12 protein-coding genes and 1 pseudogene are annotated in these 20493 nt (G+C 43.1%); 9 read left to right on the top strand and 4 right to left on the bottom strand.

The window, feature by feature from the left end:
* Positions 1 to 30 precede the first annotated feature (30 nt).
* The gene (locus QR40_RS30245) at positions 31 to 3876 is read left to right on the top strand and encodes an alpha-galactosidase (RefSeq protein ID WP_052431021.1); all 3846 of its coding nucleotides are present in this window, start codon (positions 31 to 33) and stop codon (positions 3874 to 3876) included.
* A 164-nt stretch (positions 3877 to 4040) separates the two neighbouring features.
* On the opposite strand, the gene QR40_RS23130 is transcribed toward QR40_RS30245, so the two are convergent.
* On the bottom strand, positions 4041 to 4781 hold the full coding sequence (locus QR40_RS23130; protein ID WP_044296936.1) for a peptidylprolyl isomerase: 741 nt from the start codon (positions 4779 to 4781) through the stop codon (positions 4041 to 4043).
* Positions 4782 to 4951: 170 nt separating this feature from the next.
* Here QR40_RS23130 and QR40_RS32695 point away from each other — a divergent pair, with 170 nt between their 5' ends.
* Entirely contained in the window at positions 4952 to 5074 is a 123-nt protein-coding gene (locus QR40_RS32695) for a hypothetical protein (protein WP_276325459.1), read from the top strand.
* Between the two features lie 754 nt (positions 5075 to 5828).
* On the opposite strand, the gene QR40_RS30250 is transcribed toward QR40_RS32695, so the two are convergent.
* Positions 5829 to 7124: a sensor histidine kinase gene (locus QR40_RS30250; RefSeq protein ID WP_052431022.1), complete on the bottom strand. Its 1296-nt coding sequence runs from the start codon at positions 7122 to 7124 to the stop codon at positions 5829 to 5831.
* A complete protein-coding gene (locus QR40_RS23145) occupies positions 7125 to 7796 on the bottom strand; it encodes a response regulator transcription factor (protein ID WP_027295300.1) in 672 nt (223 codons plus the stop codon).
* A 262-nt stretch (positions 7797 to 8058) separates the two neighbouring features.
* Here QR40_RS23145 and QR40_RS23150 point away from each other — a divergent pair, with 262 nt between their 5' ends.
* From QR40_RS23150 to QR40_RS23170, 6 genes and pseudogenes are all read left to right on the top strand, one after another.
* Positions 8059 to 10473, top strand: a complete 2415-nt coding sequence (locus tag QR40_RS23150) for an ABC transporter substrate-binding protein (RefSeq protein ID WP_044296939.1) — start codon at positions 8059 to 8061, stop codon at positions 10471 to 10473.
* Positions 10474 to 10698: 225 nt separating this feature from the next.
* The gene (locus QR40_RS23155; protein WP_242858579.1) at positions 10699 to 12987 is read left to right on the top strand and encodes a helix-turn-helix domain-containing protein; all 2289 of its coding nucleotides are present in this window, start codon (positions 10699 to 10701) and stop codon (positions 12985 to 12987) included.
* Between the two features lie 45 nt (positions 12988 to 13032).
* Positions 13033 to 13215 (top strand): annotated as a pseudogene (locus QR40_RS33315) (DUF6783 domain-containing protein).
* A gap of 275 nt (positions 13216 to 13490) precedes the next feature.
* Positions 13491 to 14408, top strand: coding sequence for an ABC transporter permease (locus tag QR40_RS23160; RefSeq protein WP_027295297.1), 918 nt, complete (start codon positions 13491 to 13493; stop codon positions 14406 to 14408).
* Positions 14409 to 14422: 14 nt separating this feature from the next.
* The gene (locus QR40_RS23165; RefSeq protein WP_027295296.1) at positions 14423 to 15313 is read left to right on the top strand and encodes a carbohydrate ABC transporter permease; all 891 of its coding nucleotides are present in this window, start codon (positions 14423 to 14425) and stop codon (positions 15311 to 15313) included.
* A gap of 220 nt (positions 15314 to 15533) precedes the next feature.
* Positions 15534 to 17081: an ABC transporter substrate-binding protein gene (locus QR40_RS23170; protein ID WP_044296943.1), complete on the top strand. Its 1548-nt coding sequence runs from the start codon at positions 15534 to 15536 to the stop codon at positions 17079 to 17081.
* Between the two features lie 411 nt (positions 17082 to 17492).
* Here QR40_RS23170 and QR40_RS23175 read toward each other — a convergent pair whose 3' ends face one another.
* On the bottom strand, positions 17493 to 18512 hold the full coding sequence (locus tag QR40_RS23175) for a S1 RNA-binding domain-containing protein (protein ID WP_081999027.1): 1020 nt from the start codon (positions 18510 to 18512) through the stop codon (positions 17493 to 17495).
* A gap of 320 nt (positions 18513 to 18832) precedes the next feature.
* On the opposite strand from QR40_RS23175, the gene QR40_RS23180 reads away from it, so the two are divergent.
* Positions 18833 to 20485, top strand: coding sequence for a putative manganese-dependent inorganic diphosphatase (locus QR40_RS23180; protein WP_044297006.1), 1653 nt, complete (start codon positions 18833 to 18835; stop codon positions 20483 to 20485).
* The last annotated feature ends 8 nt before the right edge of the window (positions 20486 to 20493 follow it).

Here is a 20493-nt window from a genome sequence, read left to right on the forward strand (position 1 = left end):
CGTGTCTGAATATCAGAAAGGAAAAGTACGATGAAGAATAAAACTTTTGCAATGCTGGGAGCACTTCTAATGCTTGCAGGTACATTGGGCGGGAACGGATTAGAGGTGAAAGCCTCGCCAAGGGAGGTGGCACAAATAACCGGAAACGGGGTATCGGTGACGTTTTTTCAGGAAGATGGCACGGTGCAGTTATCCTGTATAGAGGATGATGGCAATACTGCTTTTATGACCAGGAACTCAGAGGTCTCTTATCCGGTGGTGGGTGGGGAGGAAGTAACAGACTTTTCAGACTTTCAATGTGAAGTACAGGAAAACGTAACCGGAGCTGCGGGAGCCGGCAGCCGGATGACAATCACCTCCATTTCCAGCGGCAGGGGGATTCAGCGGTCGGTAGTCATTGAGACGGTAGATGAGGTAAAAGGCCTGCTCCATATCAGCAGTTCTTATAGGGCAGAAGAAGAGGTAGATGCAGACGAATTTATTGACAGCAGATTCAGCCTGGATAATCCCTCAGATACAGTCTGGAGTTACAATGGCGGCGGTGAGGGGGCCCAGAGCCGATACGATACTCTACAGAAAATAGATCTGTCGGATGGTGAAAGCTTCTATAGGGAGAACTTACAGAATCAAACTGCGGCAGGTATTCCGGTGGCGGATATCTACGGGAAAGACGGGGGTATTACGGTGGGTGATGCCAGTGTGACCCGGCGACAGCTTTCCACTCCGGTAAACGAGAGGAATGGTACCGCTTATGTGTCCGTGAAACATCCAGGTGCAGTTATTACCCAAAGGGAAACAGAAATCAGCCAGAGCTTTGTCAATGTACACAGAGGCGACTATTATTCGGGGCTGCGGGGTTATGCCGATGGTATGAAGCAGATAGGATTTACCACACTCTCCCGGGAACAGATTCCTGAAAGCAGCTATGATCTCCGCTGGGAGAGCTGGGGATGGGAATTTGACTGGACAGTGGAACTGATTATCAATAAGCTGGACGAGTTAAAAGAGATGGGAATCAAACAGATTACCCTGGATGACGGCTGGTATAATGCCGCAGGAGAATGGGGGCTGAACAACTGGAAGCTTCCTAATGGTGCTTTGGACATGCGGCATCTGACTGATGCAATTCATGAAAGGGGGATGACTGCAGTATTGTGGTGGCGTCCCTGTGACGGTGGAAGGGAAGACAGCGCATTATTTAAAGAGCATCCAGAGTATTTTATAAAAAACCAGGACGGAAGCTTTGGGAAGCTGGCAGGACCGGGACAGTGGAACAGTTTTCTGGGAAGCTGCGGTTATGCGCTGTGTCCTTTGTCAGAAGGGGCAGTACAGAGCCAGGTTGATTTTATTAACCGTGCTATGAATGAATGGGGATTTGATGGATTTAAAAGTGATTATGTATGGAGCCTTCCAAAGTGCTACAGTCAGGACCATCACCATGAATACCCGGAAGAATCCACAGAACAGCAGGCTGTGTTCTACCGGGCAGTTTATGAGGCTATGACAGACAATGACCCGAATGCATTTCACCTTCTATGCAACTGCGGAACGCCACAGGATTATTATTCTCTGCCCTATGTAACCCAGGTGCCTACTGCCGATCCCACTTCTGTGGATCAGACAAGGAGAAGGGTAAAGGCATATAAAGCACTATGCGGTGATTATTTCCCTGTTACGACAGATCATAATGAAGTCTGGTATCCTTCAACCATAGGAACGGGAGCCATACTGATTGAAAAACGTGACTTGTCAGGCTGGGAAGAGGAGGAGTATGCAAAATGGCTTAAAATTGCTCAGGAAAACCAATTGCATAAAGGGACATTTATTGGGGATTTGTACAGTTACGGATATGACCCTTATGAAACCTATACGGTGTATAAAGACGGAATCATGTATTATGCATTCTATAAAGACGGAAACCGGTACCGTCCGTCCGGTAACCCGGATATCGAATTAAAAGGGCTGGAAGACGGAAAGCTGTACCGCATCGTAGATTATGTAAATAATCAGGTAGTTGCCACAAATGTAACCAGTAGCAATGCTGTATTTTCTTACCCTTTCAGCGATTACTTGCTGGTAAAAGCAGTAGAAATCAGCGAACCGGATACGGATGGACCTGGACCTGTACCGGATCCTGAGGGGGCGGTAACAGTAGAGGAAAATGATCCTGAACTGGTATATACAGGGGATTGGGTAAGGGAAGAAAATGACGGATACCATGGAGGAGGAGCCCGTTATACAAAAGAAGCAGAAGCTTCTGTAGAATTGGCATTCTATGGAACAGGTGCTGCCTGGTATGGACAGCACGACGTTAACTTTGGTAGTGCACGGATATATATAGACGGAACCTATGTCAAGACCGTATCATGCATGGGAGAACCTGGAATAAATATTAAATTGTTTGAAATCAGCGGCTTGGACTTGGCTTCCCACAGGATTAAAATAGAATGTGAGACACCGGTAATTGATATTGACAGGCTGACTTACATCAAAGGAGAAGAAGTTCCTGCTAAAGTAATGACGGCGGACCTCCGGGCTTTGACTGTTATAGCAAACCAATACGATATGAACAGTTTTGCAGATGGCAATTACAAAGACCAGCTGGGGGTATCCTTAGTTCGTGCCAACCAGCTTCTGGCAGCGGATGATGTAACCCAGGGGGCTGTAAATGAAGAACAGAAATACCTTCTGAATGCCATGCTGAAAATAAGAAAAAAAGTTGATAAGAGTTGGATCGGGCTTCCCGGACCAATCCCGCAGGATATACAGACAGAAAATATCAGCAGAGATAACCTTGCTAAAGTAATATCTTATACTGGGCAGTTGGACAGAGATGAGATTATTCCTGCCATAAAAGAACAGCTGAACGATTCTTATGATAAGGCTGTCTCCATAGCAGAACGCCAGGATGCATCCCAGCCGGAAATAGACAGAGCGTGGGCAGAGTTAATGAATGCAGTGCAATATAGCAGCTATATCAGGGGATCAAAAGAGGAACTGTTATCACTTCTGGATGAATACGGAAAGGTAGATACCACCGTTTATAAAGACGCTGCTTTATTTATAGAATCCTTAGAAGCCGCTAAAAAGGTGTATCAGGATGAAAATGCAATGGATGGGGAGATCAGTGATTGTATCAAACAATTGCGAGATGCAAAAGATCAGCTACAACTAAAGGATCCGGTAGATCCGCCGAAACCCGATCCGGACCCCGATCCAAAGCCTGATCCAACACCAGACCCGGGACCAGATCCAAAGCCCGATCCAACACCTGACCCGACGCCAGACCCAAAGCCCAATCCAACACCGACGCCCGATCCAACACCAGAGCCAGCTCTAAAAAAGCCGGAACAGGTATCTGGTTTGAAGTCGAAAGCGGAGACTGATTATCTGACGGTTTCCTGGAAGAAATTGAATAATGCTGAATCCTATAAGGTGTATATTTATAAAAGCGGCAAATGGCGCCTGGCTGGAAAAACTACAAAGACATCCATAAAGATAAAAAAACTGGTTTCGGGAACGAAATACACCGTAAAAGTTGCTGCGGTCAATAAAGCAGGGCAGGGGAAATATTCATCACAGGTGTATACGGCAGCAAAGCCCAAAAAAGTCAAATTAAAATCCGTCAGCAGGTACCGCACATCAAAAGTAAAGTTAAACTATGGAAAAGTAAAAGCAGGCGGATATGAAATATGGATGAAGAATGGAAAGGGTTCTTATAAGAAGGCAGCCACCAGTACGAAGACAACAGCCATAAAGAGCGGATTAAAAAAAGGAAAAACATATTACTTTAAAGTCAGGGCTTATGTTAAAAATAAAAATCAGGTGATTTACGGCAGCTTTTCCAATATAAAGAAATACAAAATGGTATTATGAAATTATAAAAAGCGGCATGCAGGGGAAACTAATTCCTTGCACGCCGCTTTTTGTAATTTGTAATAAGATAAGAATAGTTAGGTAAACAACCTGATCAACGATCTAGTCACAATGAAATCGATAGTTGAAGCTATTGTGAAAGCTATAATGATAGCATAGTCAGATCAATCGACTACCTTAATACTCTCAATAGTTGGCTGGTCTTCCGGAGATACCGTTCCGTTACTGTCCTGAACCTTCGTATCTTCACAGATCTTATCTACGATTTCCATTCCCTCGGTTACATAACCGAATACAGCATAATCGCCATCCAGGAAGTCACTGTCCTCGTGAACGATAAAGAACTGGGAGCTGGCACTGTCCATATCCTGGGAGCGCGCCATGGAAATGGCACCTCTTGTATGCTTCAGGGGATTTTCAACGCCATTATTGGAAAATTCGCCTTTTATTGTCTCATCGGAACCGCCCATTCCGTTTCCCTCAGGGTCACCGCCCTGAATCATAAATCCGCTGATAATGCGGTGGAAGGTAAGATTGTCATAGAATCCGTTCTTTGCCAGATTGACAAAATTTGTTACAGAGATAGGAGCATTATCTGCATCCAGTTCTACTTTAATGGTACCATAATCTTTCACCGTGATTTCTACATGATGCTTGCCTGAGAGTAAGGTTGAGTCAGCGGCAGCGTCAGCCTCCGTGGTTTTAGTGGTGTCAGCGGTAGCAGATTCTGCAGTTGTGTCAGTTTCGCCGGCTTCTTTTGCTGAGGCAGCTTCACTGGACTTAACTGTTTCCGTTTGTGCCGTAGTATTACTTTGCGTATCAGATGTTGATCCCTTTTGCCCGCATCCGGTGAAAACAGCGGCAGCCAGTAAAAGAGCGCCCAGCATAATAAATGGTTTTCTCATAATATTAACTTGTCCTTTCTCTAATTGATTGTACGCGTAATATTATAGTACATAAAGCTATATAAAGTAAATAGAAAACAGGAATTTAAAAACACGCTCTAATACTACAGAGAACAATTTCATCTTATATTTGGGTTTAGCTGAGTAATGACGCTTTGTAGATGTAGGTAGTGTACGGAAAGATGGGTGTGGGAAACTGGCATGGGCTCCGTCAGCTGGCCGCAGAACTGGTATTTTCTAACCTTTCCAAAGCGCTTTTTGGCGGCACGCGGGTATTCACCGAGAAATCCTGATGCATTTCTCGGTTCAGTACCCGCTTAGTATCCGATGGGAGCCAGTCGAATACTATCCGCCAAAAAACACTTCGAAAAGGTAAGTAAATACTCAGCTCTGCTCTACGCTTCCTCCGCCCATGCCAGTTTCCCACACCCATCTTTCCGAGATCCAGTTTACTGCCACAAAGCTGGTTTTATCAGCCTGGTGGAGACCCCTGGGCTGTGGCAGGCTGTTCTTTATTGGATGCTGCGCAGTATGTTTCGGCTGTTTGTGTAAAAGAAGATGGAAGTTTGCTCCTTTTTCTGGTTACAGAATGAAAAACAAATTCTGTTTTCAAGATCAGTTGCTTTGCGCCAGTCGCGTCCGGCATTCCACAACCCCCGGGTCCCATCATGCTGAGAAAACCAGCTTTGTTTCAACGAATGCTATCTCGGAAAGAGAAGGGGGCGAGCCAGGACATTGATTTGGAAGGCGTATAGCAGAGCTGAGTATTTACTTACCTTCCCAGAGCACTTTTTGGCGGATACAATTCGATTGGCTCCCATCGGATTGTAAGCGGGCAGTGAGCTGCGAAATGCATCAGGATTTCGGAGCGAATGCCCGCGTGCCGCCAAAAAGGGCTCTGGGAAGGTTAGAAAATGCCAGTTCTGCGGTAAGCCTTCCAAATCAATGTCCTGGCTCGCCCCCTTCTCTTTTCGTACACTACCTATCATATACAAAGTGTCCCCTTCCTCAGCTAAACCCCAATTTAAGAAACTGTTCGCTGTAGTACTAAAGTATGCGGGAGGCAAGTGTGAAATAAAAGACGCTGCCGCCGCCCGGATTATCTTCCACCCATATTTTACCCTGGTGGAGACGGATGATTTCACTGGCGATACAAAGTCCAAGACCAAAATGCTCCCGGTCTTTGCGTGCCGGATCAGCACGGAAAAACCGCAGAAAAATCTTTTGCTTCAATTCATCCGGTATTCCGTAACCTTTATCGGCAACCCATAGTTTCAGTTTGTTGTCGGTCTGACAAATGCCAAGCGTTATGGAACTGCCCCCGGGAGAATAACTGATAGCGTTATTCAGAAGAATGGAAAGGACCTGTTCAATACGCTGCTTGTCGCAAATGCATTGGGGGACCGGTCCATCCGGCAGGGTGATATGCAGAGTCATCCGGCGGCTCCTTGCAACGGGGCTGTATTTCTCATAGACATCCAGTAACAGGGTATCCAGCTGTGTATCTTCAAAATGGACCGACCAGGATTGGTTATCGGCATTGGCCAGAGTCAGCATATCATCGATCAGACGCTTCATACGTCCGCCCTCACTCTCGATTGCTTCATAGAAGACTGCACGGTCTTCCTCATCAGCGGCTTTTAATGCAGTGACGCTGGCGAGCATAACCGAAAGGGGAGAACGAAGCTCATGAGAGGCAGAGGCTACAAAGTGCACCTGTTGTTTTCTGTTTTCTTCGATTGGAGACAGCATCTGCCTGGTAAATCTCCGGGCAAAGAGATACAGCAGTAAAATCGCAGTTACGTCAATGCAGAAAAATGTCAGGCGCAGCTGAAAGATCTGGGAGAACAGCTGGGAGCGGTCGAACAGGATAACAGCGCATAATACTCCTGTGGAATTCGGCAGGGAAGCCACCGAAACATAATATTTTTTGTTTTGTGAAGACATTCCGAAGTCCAGATATTTAACCATCCTTTTGGAGACAGGAGGATTTGCAATATCGAACTGGTAATCCTTTTTTGCGGTCTGGTATGCAGTGTCTATGAGGTCTTTCTGCAAGGAATCCTGCCTGCTTTGATTTTGAAAAAGCAGCCTGCCCTTTTCCAAAAGTACAATCGTATAATACCGGTTATCAGCCAGTCGAAGAAGTTTCTCATGGTCAATGATATTCTGTCCGTCCAGATAAGTCAGGATCGCATTTTGATTTTTGTCAAAGACCGCAGATTCATTTTTTGTTAAGAGGCCTTCAAACACAAAAAGCCCGGCAAGGGACATAACAATCAGGATTGCACTGGTGGCAAGGGTATTAAAAAGAGTCATTTTTATATGAATTTTATGAAACATTCAGACCTCCAGCCGATATCCGATCCCACGGATCGTTTTAATGGTAAGGCTGCTGTTTACCGTTCCCAGGCGTCTTCTTAAAAAATGAATGTAATTATCCAGATTGCCATCCTCGATTTCGGCATCCGGTCCCCATACCTTTACCAGCAGCAGCATTCGGGGGAGTACCCGGTTTGGGTTTCTTAGAAATACTTCCATCAGTTCCCCTTCTTTTTTAGACAGGGAACAGGAGAGACTGTCTCTGTATAATACTTTTTCCAACGTGTGGAAGGTCACATCCCCACAGGTTATATGCTGCATAATTTCTATTTTTCTTGGACGCCGGCTGATACAGCGGATTCTGGCCATGAGTTCTTCATAAGCAATGGGCTTAACCAAGTAATCATCCGCACCTGTGTCCAACCCCTGCACCCGGTCGTTAATTTCGCCAAGAGCAGTAACCAATATGACGGGGGTGGTACTGCCGGATTCTCTTAATTTGGATAGAAGCATGGTTCCGCTCATTGACGGAAGCATTCGGTCCAGAAGAATCAGGTCATGGGCATTCTGGAAAGCCAGATAAAGCCCGTCTTCCCCGTTATGGCATATATCTACAGAAAAGCCTTCTTTCTTTAATTTGTAGGAAAGAGACTGGCACAGTTTGACATCATCATCAATAATTAAAATTCTCATATTTTAAAGCTCCTTTGTATAGAATCCAATCCGGTTTATTAGGTATTAACAACTGCAAAAGCTAAAATGCAGAAATCCAGAATCTTTTGAATATTATAGCATATCAATAACTCCTTTTGGTTGTTTCGGGAAAATTAGAGATAAATTAGAGATAAGATAAAGGTTTCTTAGAGGCAGCAAAAAAAGGTCTGTGTTATAATAAGATCACAGACAGGAAATGTATAAGAATGCCCGGGCTAATTTCCTGAGAGGAGGCGTGCAAATGGTGGGAAAGAATAATCAGGTACGCTCCAGGAAAGGATTTGCAATGAACAGACAAAAAAGAATAGTTTTATCGGTTTTATTAATGATGGTAATGATTATTCTGGGCGGGTGTAAACAACATGAAACTGCACCAGAAGACAAAAAAGGAGAACAGGGGAATGCAAGTCTGGAGACAACAGGCAATCAATCTCTTGGAAGATTTATAGAACAGGATTTGAATTTACCCCAGGGAGATCTTTCCACACTAGTCAAAACGCTTTCTGACAAAACCCTTAGGGCGTTTACCGAAAAAGGGGTTTATGAATCCCGGGATAGCGGTGACACATGGGTTGCCTGGGAGAAGCAGCCTAAAGAGCTGACGGATGATATGCAGGATAAGGGGGATACGGAAACGGCTTCCGGCAAATCTTCCACGTCATTTGTTCTAGAGAGCGGAGGCGTTCTACCTATAGCAATTGGATATGATGGCAGTTTATTTTACAAAACAAAAAAGGGTGAGGATAGAATATACAAATATATAGATAAAGATGGTAATGGAAAGGAAATCAATATATCCTTATCCGGAGACTTGAATGAAATTGCAGCAGCCGAATTCACCGAAGAGGGGGAATTAATATGCTGTGATATGGAGGGGAATATTTTTCAGATCAATTGCAGCACAGGAGAAATAGTGCATACTTATAATATGGCATCCAATGGAGAAAATTTCACATCTCCGGATCTGATTCCCATAGGCGGTAAGCTTTTTGTGGCTTACAGCAAGTTTAATGACAGTTGGGAGGCGGCAGATATAGAGGTGGATACATATGACCTGACATCCCATAAGGCAGAGGAAAAAAACCAGGTACTCAATGAATTTTTTTCCAGTAAGGAAAAGGTGGCTAATCAGACGAACATGCCCAAATTTATGACAGATCCTGTAAATAAAAATATCTATATAGCAGATATTACCGGTGTCTATAAATATACCCTGGACAGTTCCGTTGTAGAAAAGATTTTCAACGGAGCATTGGGGAAAATGTACAACCCTGCTGCTTATCTTGTGGGGGGAACGGTTATAAATGAGGACTCGTTTATATTAAATTACTATGTTGCAGACAGTATGTCACTGGTACGATACCAATATGATCCGAATGTGACAGCTGTGCCTGAGAAGGAGCTTACGATCTATTCGCTGTATGACAATTCCCTTGTCCGGCAGGCAGTTACTGTATTTCAGAAAAATAATCCGGATGTATTTGTGAATTTTGATATAGGGCTTACCGGCGAGGATGCCATAACTGTAAGCGATGCCATAAAAACCCTGAATACGAATATCATGTCCGGACAGGGTCCCGATATTCTGCTTTTAAATGGAATGCCCACGGAATCCTATATGGAAAAAGGCTTATTAGCGGATATCAGTGATGTGATAGCAGAAGTTTCAGATACAGATGGTATTTTTGAAAACATTGCCTCATCTTACAAAAAAGAAGATAAAATTTTAGCAGTACCAATGCGGTTTTCAGTTCCGGTGGTCATGGGTAAAACAGAACTGGTATCCCGGTATCAGGATTTAAATTCTATGGCGGAACTGGCAGAACAGCTGAGAAATGAAAATCCCGGGGCGCAGAGCATTTTGGGAAGTATGCCGGCAGATGTATTAATCCGACTATTCATGGCAAACTCAGCGCCATTCTGGATCTCAGAGGATGGAACTTTAGATGAAAATAGTCTGACAGCATTTTTTAGTTCTCTGAGTAAAATCCAGGATGCACAACTGGGAACAACAGGGAACGCAGATGATGGAGAATTTCAGGGGGAAACCCTGTCAGACACTCAGATGCTGGAAATGGTAAGTTTTATGACAACCAGTACTTATCTGTTGGGTATGATGGGGTATGAGGATACTAAAATTAATGTTTCTAATGCAGCCAATGCAGAAGATCTATGCTGGATATTGTCCATGAGGAGCAGATTGGGTGATGCAGAATATAAAACGGCACCCGGTGAGGTATATATCCCTATTGATCCAATGGGAATCAGTTCCAGAAGTGAAAATACAGATCTGGCAAAACGCTTTATGACAATGATGCTTCAGTCGGATATGCAATCGATCTCGGTCTTAGGTTATCCTCTAAATCAAAAGGTATTTGATAAAAATATGGAAAAGCCGGCGGAATTCAAAGACAGTTATGAGCTGGTAGACGATACTGGAAGAGGTGAGTTTCATCTGGATCGGATCTGGCCTTCAACTAGTGATGTTGATGATTTTAAGCAGAAAATCGAAAGTTTAAAAACTCCGGCTCTATTGGACGATATGATTAATAAGACGGTGATGGAAGAAGGAAAGAAGTGTCTGATCACAGGGGAGTCGGTAGAAGACGCGGTAAAAAATGTCATGAAGAAGATCAGTATCTATCTGGCTGAGTGACGGGGACGAGTGTTTGAAAATATAGATAAAATGCAGGGAAGAAATCAAATATTTTGGTTTCTTCCCTCCTTTTTATGCAAAATAAGATGTTTTTGACAGAATACAATGATTTTAATAGACCAAAAAATTGAATAAACAATAGGATTTTGCTATAATTTTACTATTCTGTTGAGATATTATGTAACCTGAGGGAAAGTATATGGGAGGGCGCAAAACGTGGAGAAGATGGGGTTCTGTAAGAGGCTGAAAAGAAGCGGAAGGTTAAAATACAAAATGCGGATTTTGCTGGCATTTTTTGCCGTGGCTGTGCTGGCCATCGGGTTTACAGATGTTGCAGTATTTCGCGGGCTGTCTGCAAATATCAGGGAGGATACGGATAAGGAAACCAGGGAAATGCTGCGTAATCTGAATAACTCTTATGAGAATCAGGTCATGCAGTATCAGGATCAGGCACAACTCCTGTATCGGAATCTGAATGTGAAGGCTTTCCTGGTATCTGGAGGGCGGGAAGATTCCCATATCGATACGATCTATGAATCCATGAAAGCTATGGCTGGAAATATGACCGGCATCTCTTCCGTTATCTTATTCTATAAAGAGGATATTCTGGCAAGCTACGATACGGGAATGGTAACCGTGGCTGCAAAAGAAGAGTTAGTGAAAGCAGCCTCAGATACGGTGTCGGATAAAGATATCTTCTACGTGTGGCCCAATGACCGCAAATATCAAAAACATATGGTTATTCTGTGGAGTGACCGGGATTATCCAAATGCGCCCAGTAACTATGGCGTGGCGCTGGCGATTAATATGGATGCTGTGCAGGAAAAAGTCATACCATGGAACCAAAAGGCAGTAAATCCCATCTACATATTCCATAAGAGCGGAGAACTGGTTGCTGCCCAGAGAAATGAAAACAAGGAAGAAGCCCAGAAAATGTTTCAGGAAATTTGTACAAAGGAAATTGACGAAGGCTCCTTTAATGAGTCCGTAGACGGGAAAAAACGGGCAATTTCTTATGTAAGGGAAGGGGATGGAAGGTTTTTATCCCTACGGATACAGGATATGTCGGGAAGCCAGATACAGATAAACAGGGCGCTTCAGACTATATTATTTGCCACTGTTTTGGGGATGCTGGTTATTGCAGGGGCAGTGTGGGTGCTGTCTGGCTGGGTATACCGTCCTGTGGGTGCTATTTTCCGCAATATACTGCAACTGGCACAGAGCGGGGAAGAAACGGTAAAAGGAAAAGATGAATTGATTCTGGCAACAGATGCGCTGGAAGATGTAAACCAGAATATGAACCTGCTGAAGAGCCAGATCCGTAATAATGCAGCCGTGCGTTTTTTGCGGTATGGCAGGAGTGGGGATGTGGTTGATCAGAAAATGTTTGAGTTTGGAGACTGTGAACCGGATAATTTTACGGTAATTGTACTGCGGTATTTTCTGGAGGACTGGTCTAAAAATGAAGCACTGTTTGCATATGTAAAGGAAATTCGCTGGGTGCAGAGAGAAAATAGAAAAGGCGGTATGCACTGTTACCGTGCTTCTCAGGGAGAGATTATATTTTTAGATTATAGTATGAGAGAAGAGGGAGGCCCCCATGCGGTGTGCTATGACAGCCATGGGATGACGGAGGAAAGGTCAGACAGTATCCCCCTTGAAGAAGAGGCGGGAAAACTTCTGGAGGAATTAAAAACCCTATATGGAATGAAAGGCTGTGTGGGAATTGCCCATTGCAGCAGGCCGGACAGGCTTCCCAAAGCATATCACCGTGCAGAACTGCTGACGGAGTATTATATACTGGCAAAAGATATGCAGGTAACGGACGAATCCGTACTGAAGGCAAAACGGCAGGGAGCGGTACAGGAACCCGAACGGGAGCACATTTTAAGGTTTGTTAAGAATGATACAGAGGAAGACCTGAATGCATGTATGCAAAGGCTTCTTAAGAATCTTACCTCCTACCATATCCTGGAGGCACAGAAGTATCTGAAAGAGCTCATAGCGGATGTGATTCGGCTTTCAGAAAGCATTTCCGGGGAAAAGAGTGAACAGTATGAGATGTATCTGGAGGATTTTCTCACCAATCAGATTTTTATCGGGCAGGCGGACATAGAGGAGTGGCTCTGCCAGCTGTTCTTACAAGTCAGGGCCCAGCTAAAAAGCAGCCGGCAGCCTAATGCGGTATATATTATGGGAGAAGTAGAGGTCTATGTGGGGGAGAATTACCGTGACTGCGGGTTATCAGTAGAGGCAGTTGCTGAGCACTATGGACTGAGCGTTTCTTATTTCAGTAAGCTTTTTAACCAGCATACAGGAAAAACATTCCCTGATTATATCAGTCAGCTGCGGCTTAAAAAAGCACGGGAAATGCTTTTGGAAAAGCAAAACATGACAATACAGGAAATTGCAAAGGAAGTTGGTTTTAACAGTTCCTCTTATTTTTCGGCGGCATTTCGAAAATTTTACGGAGTATCTCCGTCCCAGATACGGAGGGTTAAGACTAAGGATTAAGATAAGAACAGAACCAGAGCGTGTTTTAAAATTGCTTTCTGGCAGCTGTGCGTCACACTTTGTGGGAGATTTGTCCCGGATGAAGGGCGCGTAGCGGGCTACGCAACCTGAATTCGGGGCAAATATGCCGCTAAGTGGGGCGTGCAGATGGCAGGAATGAATTTTCAAACACGCTCTAGGGCATTCCCGCGTGTGCCAAACGCAGATTCCCTTATAACTAAGAATTAATATAAGATCAGAAGCAGGAGGCGGGCGAAAAGCCTGATTTCCTGCTTGTTTTTTGTGTCTGGAGCAGAGTAATAATGCACAAAATAATCTGCATTAACAACAAGAAAAGTATAAAATAAACAATACGAGATGAAATTAATATTATAAAAACAGTATTATATTAGATGATGTTATATAAAATACGTATTTTTATGATTGATAATAAGTCAAAATGACGATAAGATGCATCCATAACACAAGTACGTACAGTGAAAATAAAAAGAAAGAGGGAGGCTATGAAACGAAAACACACATTTAAAAAGGATTTGCCGCTCTATCTGATGGCGTTTCCGGGAGTTGTGGTATTGCTTGCTTTTGCCTATGTTCCTATGGCGGGCCTGATACTGGTCTTTAAAGATTACCATTTTAAAGGGGGGATCTTCGGAAGCGAATGGGCTGATCCATTGTTTAAGAACTTTAGTTTCTTTTTCAATAATATGGATACGGCACTTAGAGCCACAAGAAATACTATTGGATTGAATATCCTGTTCTTTGTATTTGGGACGATTTTTGCGGTGGCAATAGCCATCATGCTCAGTGAAATAAAAAGTAAGAAGTTTATAAAGGGAAGCCAGAGCGTTATGTTCTTTCCTTATTTTATCTCCTGGATGGTTATGGGCGCCATACTAAACGCTTTGTTAAGCTCTGAAGTGGGAGTTATCAGCGGATTGTTAAAAGGAGCAGGGATTCATTTTGACTTTTACTCCAGTCCTGCTGCCTGGGTCATCATTTTAGTTTTAGTCGTGATCTGGCAGAGTACCGGATATAATTCTGTTATTTATTACGGTGTATTATCAGGCTTTGATACTTCTATATATGAAGCAGCACAGGTGGATGGGGCAAGTAAATGGCAGCAGATCCGCAAGATAACACTTCCGCTGTTAAGGCCGACTATTATCATTATGTTTCTCCTTTCCGTAGGAAATATGCTGAAAGGAAATCTGAACATGATGATCGGACTTACAAATCTAAATCCAATGCTTCTTCCAGTAACGGATGTAATTGATGTATTTGTTTACCGCAGCGGTGTAAAGAATGGAGACATGGCATTTGCGTCAGCAGTTTCCCTTTACCAGTCTATATTCGGATTCCTTTTAGTTATAATCTCCAATAAGATAGCGAAAAAATTCGATAAAGACACTTCATTATTTTAGAGAGGAAATTAGAAATGAGAAAAAGGACTTTAAAATCGGATCGTATTTTATTGGGCGGCTTCTATGTACTTTTGGGAATATTTTCCCTGATCTGCCTGCTTCCCATCGTTTTGGCAATCTCCGGCTCGTTTTCAAATGAAGTAGAAATTGCCACAAAAGGATTTTCTCTGGTACCAAGAGGATTTTCCCTGGATACCTATAAATACGTTTTCCAAAGCCAGGGAGACACGCTGCTGGGTGCATATGGGGTAACTCTGGCGACTACGATACTGGGAACCATCTTATCCGTAATTATTACAACTTGCTTTGCCTATGTTATTTCGGTTAAAGATTTCCGTCATGCGAACAAACTGGCATTTTTTGCTTACTTTACCATGCTGTTCAGCGGGGGGATGCTTCCCTGGTATCTGGTTTGCACAAAGTATTACCATCTGGGAAATTCCTTGTGGGGGTTGATTCTGCCTTACAGCATGAATGTTTTCTATATGTATCTGATCAGAAACTTTATCAAGGGGCTGCCCTATGAACTGACGGAGAGTGCTAAAATTGATGGAGCCGGATATTTTCAGATTTTCTGGAAAGTAGTCCTGCCCCTGTCAAAAGCAGGAATTGTAACCATTGTTTTATTTTACGCATTGACCTACTGGAATGACTTTTATCTTCCGCTAATGCTGGTTAACAAAGATGAGTACTATTCCATGCAGTATATATTGTACATAATGAATGCCAATATCCAGTATCTGGCGACGAATCCAAATGGGATGGGAGCAGGGCATATTGTTTTGCCCACTCAGACGATCAAAATGGCAATTACCTGTATTGCCATCGGACCAATCGTACTGGTCTATCCGTTTGTACAAAAATATTTTGTAAAGGGTGTAACTGTGGGTGCTTTAAAAGGGTAGTGTGACATGAGGTCGCGCAGAAAAAGGTAAGTGTGACATGAGGTCGCACAGAAAAAGGTAAGTGCGACACGAGGTCGCACAGAAAAGGGTAAGTGTGACACGAGGTCACACAGAAAAGGGGAAGTGTGACACGAGGTCGCGCAGAAAAGGGTAGTGTGACACGAGATCGAACAGAAAAAGGTAAGTGTGACACGAGGTCACACAGAAAAGGAGAAAAGGTATGAGAATGAAGAGTTTAAAAAAGGTAACAGCATTATTAGCGGCAGGGGCTATGGTAACAGCCATGTTTACAGGATGTGCTTCCTCAGAGGAAAAGAAGACAGCAGGTACAAATGCAGAAGCTTCCGATACTGCCTCTCAGGATGCCGTTCCTGTGAAACTGGTGATGTTCGGGGAAGAATCTCCCCGTATGAAAGAGCTGATGGCCAATGAAATTCATCAAAAAGTATTGGATGAGATCAATGTGGACCTGGAAATCCAGTATCTTCCCTGGACTGAATATGCAGGGGGGAAATCGGAATTGATGTTTTCCGCAGGTGAAAAATTCATGTGCTACACCAATACGGAAGTCACTGCAAAAATGGTTGGAAAGGGTTATTATGCGGATGTTACAGGACTGCTGAAGGATAATGCCCCGGAACTGTATCAATACTGTGACGAAGAAAATGCTGCAAAAGCATTTACCATTGGCGGCAAAATATATTCCATACCGGTTGGATATAAGCCAAATGCCGGTGAAGATTATCTCATGATGGTGAGAAAAGATTTGATGGATGAGGCAGGAGTCTCAGAAATTAAAAGCATAGAGGATTTAGAAAATTTCTATACGCTATGCAAAGAAAAACATCCCGATTATATTGGCCTGGGGCGAGGATTGAATCCTAAGGTGTTAAATGGAGCCATAGCATCTGACATCAATATGAACTTTATCAACAATTTTGCCATGACGGATGCCAATGCCCCGGATGATCCTAAAGTCTACAGCTACTATGAGTCCGAAGAGTATAAGCAGGTAAGTGAGATTGCAAAGCGCTGGAACCAGATGGGAATCATTCCATCCTACCAGCTGTCAAACGGAGAGCAGTCCAGCAGTGAATTTGCCGCCGGAAGAGCCATGTTTGCAGTAAGCTCCAATGACCGTATCTTCGAGATGATGGAAAGCGTCCGTTCCTCTGCATCAAATGCAGTATTTGAAAATGTATATCTGGGTGATACAGCCAAAAAGCCTCTGATGAGCTGGGGAACCTACGTTACCGCCTTTGGGATCAGCGCAGGAGTAGAGGACCCGGATGAGCTGGCAGCATATATCAAGGTCATTAACCTGTTCCAGAAGAACCAGGAATGGGTGGATCTGTGGATATACGGAATTGAAGGAACCGATTATAAGCTGACTGAAAATGGTCGTGTGGAAAGGATCTGTACGGATGAAATCATTCATAACTGGATGCCGGTTAATACGGAATTCCGCCGTTATCCAAGCTATATTACAGATGAACAGATTGAAACTTTTAACAAACAGGCAGAGGGAAGTATTACCATGAAGTCCACCAATTTCATTTTTGACACGGAGCCTGTAAAATCGGAGTATGCGCAGCTGCAGGCTGTAGAATCCGAGTACCTGAATCCCATCTCCAATGGATTCAAAGATTACGATGAAAATATTGATAAGGCAATTGAGAAACTAAAAGCAGCAGGACTGGATAAATTTATGGAAGAGCTGCAAAAGCAGTTTGATGCATTTATGAATGAAAAAGGGAATCAAAAATGAAAAAATGGTTTGGTCCGATTGAATGGCGGACGCTAGATGAAAGATATGCTTATGAGTATCAGTTGATACGGATGGGAATCTTAAAAACACCTGTGATTTGCCTCGTGTAAGATGCAAACCCTTATTTCCCCCATAAAATGAGGAGTGCCCCGGTGTCTGGTACACCGAGGCTATTATGAAAAAATTTATCTATATGTGTAATGAAAACATTACGCTATAAACCGGAAGTTATCTCTTTTGAAGATGTTTAAAGTATAACAATCAATTGTGAACGAAGTATGAACTCTAAGTGAATTTATTGTAAAAAATAACGAAAAACAGGTTCGTCAAGAACCTGTTTTAGTGAATTACGACAAAGTACCGCGTTAAATTGATGTAATATAAAAGTCAAAATGACAGATAGTTTGCCGATTATAATTTAATTTTAGCGAAAAGAGATCCCAGATTAGTTGAAACACTTTCTGTTTCAGGGAGATCGAACGTTTCTTCTGTCACTTCTTCCGCAGCAACATCGTTCAGTGCTTTCATACTAAGGCTGAGTTTTCCGTCCTTAATATTAATAACTTTTACCTTTACCTGATCTCCTACTGTAAGAACTGCTGCTGGAGTTTTAATTCTCTTTTCACAGATCTGTGAAATATGTACAAGTCCGGACAGACCGTTTCCGATATTAATAAATGCACCGTAAGGCTGAATAGACTCAACGGTACCTTCCGTTACAAGGCCTACTTCTACATTTGACACTTTTGCTTTTCTGTCTTCATTCGCTTTTTCTCTTAAGATTTCTTTTGCGGATAATACAAGCTTATTGTCTTCTTCATCAACAGTAATGACACGAACCTGGATTTCCTGTCCCAGCCACTCGTTCAAGTCTTCCACGTAATTTAAAGAAAGCTTGGATGCCGGAATAAATCCGCGGATGCCTTCTACATATGCAATGACACCGGCATTAACAACGCCGCCTATTTTTACGGTAAGGTTTGTCTGATTTTCTTTCAGCTCTTTTAATTTATCCCATGCCAGCACTTCATTAGCTTCTTTGCTGGAGAGCATGATTTGACCTTGTCCGCCATCTCTTCTGACAACGGTTGCGGAGATTTCGTCGCCAATATGAACAGATTCTTTCAGACAGCAGCTCGGGTCTGCACTATAATCTTCCAGACGGATCACACCTTCGGTGTAATATTTAAGGTCTAAAGTGATCTCTGTTTCCGTAACCCCGATTACGGTACCTGTAATGATATCACCTTCATGGATTTGTTTCAGAGAAGCGGTTAGCTCTTTTTCGTAATCAGCCATGCTTTCCGCTGCAGTCTCATCAGGTACAGCAGTTTCAGCTTCTGGTGTGATGCCGGCAGCAGTTTCTGTTTCTGTTACGGCTTCAGCGGTTTCCGGTGTGGCAGTTGTTTCGTTGATTAATTCTTCTGACATATGATCCTCCTTATTTCCCACTATAGAATGATAAAACTATAACATTTTTGTATAAAAAAAGCAACAGAAATGGCTTAAAATGGGCAGAATAGGCAATACAGTGTTTGAAAAGCAAAAAGAAGTATGATATGATGAAAGTCGGATAATGACAAAGAATTATGTGAAAAATATAGTATGTGTACAGGATTGCAGAGGAATTCATCAGAATGATGAATAGAATCAAAGATGGCGGTGCACTGATAGAACATGAGGATATGAAAAAATTTAGTAAAAGAGGTAATTGAGAATTGAGTACATTAATCGGAAAGGATAACGATGAAATGCAGGAGACAATGAAGAAAAAAGTATATATCATCGGACACAAGAACCCGGATACAGACTCTATTTGCTCCGCTATCGCTTACGCAGATGTAAAGAATAAGATAGGTGATGCAATCTATGTCCCGAAAAGAGCCGGACAGGTCAGCGAGGAGACGCAGTTTGTTCTGGACCGGTTTGGAATAAAACCTCCGGGCTATGTTCCAAATGTGGGAACCAGAGTAAAGGATATGGATATCCGAAGAATACCGGGTGTCAGCCACAGCATTTCCCTGAAAAAGGCATGGACGCTTATGAAAGATGAAAATGTAAATACACTGCCGATTACAAAGGATAATAATATTCTGGAGGGACTTATTACTATCAGCGATATTGCACAGTCTTATATGGATATATTAGACAATGAAATTTTGTCTACGGCAAGAACCCAATACAGCAATATTCTGGAGACCCTGGAAGGGAATATGGTGGTTGGAAATGAACATGCCTATTTTGTGAAAGGAAAAGTGGTTGTTGCAGCTGCAAACCCTGATCTGATGGAAAACTATATTGGAGAGGATGATCTGGTCATCCTGGGAAACCGGTATGAATCCCAGTTATGTGCCATCGAAATGAATGCCAGCTGTATTATTGTATGTGAGGGCGCTCCGGTATCCAGAACCATTCAGCATCTGGCTCATGAAAAGGACTGTGCGATTATCAGCACACCCCATGACACCTACACCGTAGCAAGACTTATAAACCAAAGTATGCCGGTCAAATTCTTTATGAAGAAAAATGACCTTCTGACTTTTGAGCTGGATGATTTTACGGATAATATTAAGGATACCATGGCGAAGAAGAGATACCGTGATTTCCCGGTACTGGACAAGCACGGCTGCTATGTGGGTATGATTTCCAGACGTAACTTACTGGGTATGAAGCGGAACAGACTGATTCTGGTAGATCATAATGAAGCTTCTCAGGCAGTGGACAACATTGAAAGTGCAGAGATACTGGAGATTATTGACCATCACAGACTTGGCTCGCTGGAAACCATGGCGCCGGTATTTTTCAGGAATCAGCCGGTTGGATGTACGGCGACAATTATTTATCAGATCTATCAGGAAAAGGGAATTGAGATACCGTCCAATATAGCAGGGCTGCTGTGTTCCGCAATTATTTCGGATACTCTGATGTTCCGCTCCCCAACCTGTACGGCAGTGGACAGAGACGCGGCACAGAGACTTGCACAGATTGCGGGAATTGAAATTGAAACCTTTGCATCTGAAATGTTTGCAGCTGGAAGTAATTTAAAGAAAAAGGCCCCGGAAGAAATCTTTTATCAAGATTTTAAAAAGTTTGAACTTAACCAGGCAAATTTTGGAGTTGGGCAGATCAATTCTATGAATGCTTCGGAATTAAAGGATATTAAGGGTAGGCTGATTCCTTATCTGGAAAAGGCACTGGGGCAGCATGGAGAGTCGATGTTGTTTTTCATGCTCACGGATATCATGAATGAATCCACGGAGCTGCTATGCTTTGGCGGAGATTCGGAAGACCTGGTAAGAGAAGCTTTTCATCAGCAGCCAGAGGATCATTCGGTATATCTGCCAGGGATAGTTTCCAGGAAGAAACAGCTGATTCCTGCATTTATGAATGCATTACAGCAATAACGAAAAAA

Source organism: Robinsoniella peoriensis, assembly GCF_000797495.1.
Lineage (GTDB): Bacteria > Bacillota > Clostridia > Lachnospirales > Lachnospiraceae > Robinsoniella > Robinsoniella peoriensis.

What these genes read in the sequence shown, in the direction of transcription:
- QR40_RS30245 (WP_052431021.1), top strand. Translation starts at nt 31, where the DNA reads ATGAAGAATAAAACTTTTGCAATGCTGGGAGCACTTCTAATGCTTGCA.
- QR40_RS23170 (WP_044296943.1), top strand. Translation starts at nt 15,534, where the DNA reads ATGAGAATGAAGAGTTTAAAAAAGGTAACAGCATTATTAGCGGCAGGG.
- QR40_RS23165 (WP_027295296.1), top strand. Translation starts at nt 14,423, where the DNA reads ATGAGAAAAAGGACTTTAAAATCGGATCGTATTTTATTGGGCGGCTTC.
- QR40_RS23180 (WP_044297006.1), top strand. Translation starts at nt 18,833, where the DNA reads ATGCAGGAGACAATGAAGAAAAAAGTATATATCATCGGACACAAGAAC.
- QR40_RS23155 (WP_242858579.1), top strand. Translation starts at nt 10,699, where the DNA reads ATGGGGTTCTGTAAGAGGCTGAAAAGAAGCGGAAGGTTAAAATACAAA.
- QR40_RS23130 (WP_044296936.1), bottom strand. Translation starts at nt 4,781, where the DNA reads ATGAGAAAACCATTTATTATGCTGGGCGCTCTTTTACTGGCTGCCGCT.
- QR40_RS30250 (WP_052431022.1), bottom strand. Translation starts at nt 7,124, where the DNA reads ATGTTTCATAAAATTCATATAAAAATGACTCTTTTTAATACCCTTGCC.
- QR40_RS23145 (WP_027295300.1), bottom strand. Translation starts at nt 7,796, where the DNA reads ATGAGAATTTTAATTATTGATGATGATGTCAAACTGTGCCAGTCTCTT.
- QR40_RS23150 (WP_044296939.1), top strand. Translation starts at nt 8,059, where the DNA reads ATGGTGGGAAAGAATAATCAGGTACGCTCCAGGAAAGGATTTGCAATG.
- QR40_RS23160 (WP_027295297.1), top strand. Translation starts at nt 13,491, where the DNA reads ATGAAACGAAAACACACATTTAAAAAGGATTTGCCGCTCTATCTGATG.
- QR40_RS23175 (WP_081999027.1), bottom strand. Translation starts at nt 18,512, where the DNA reads ATGTCAGAAGAATTAATCAACGAAACAACTGCCACACCGGAAACCGCT.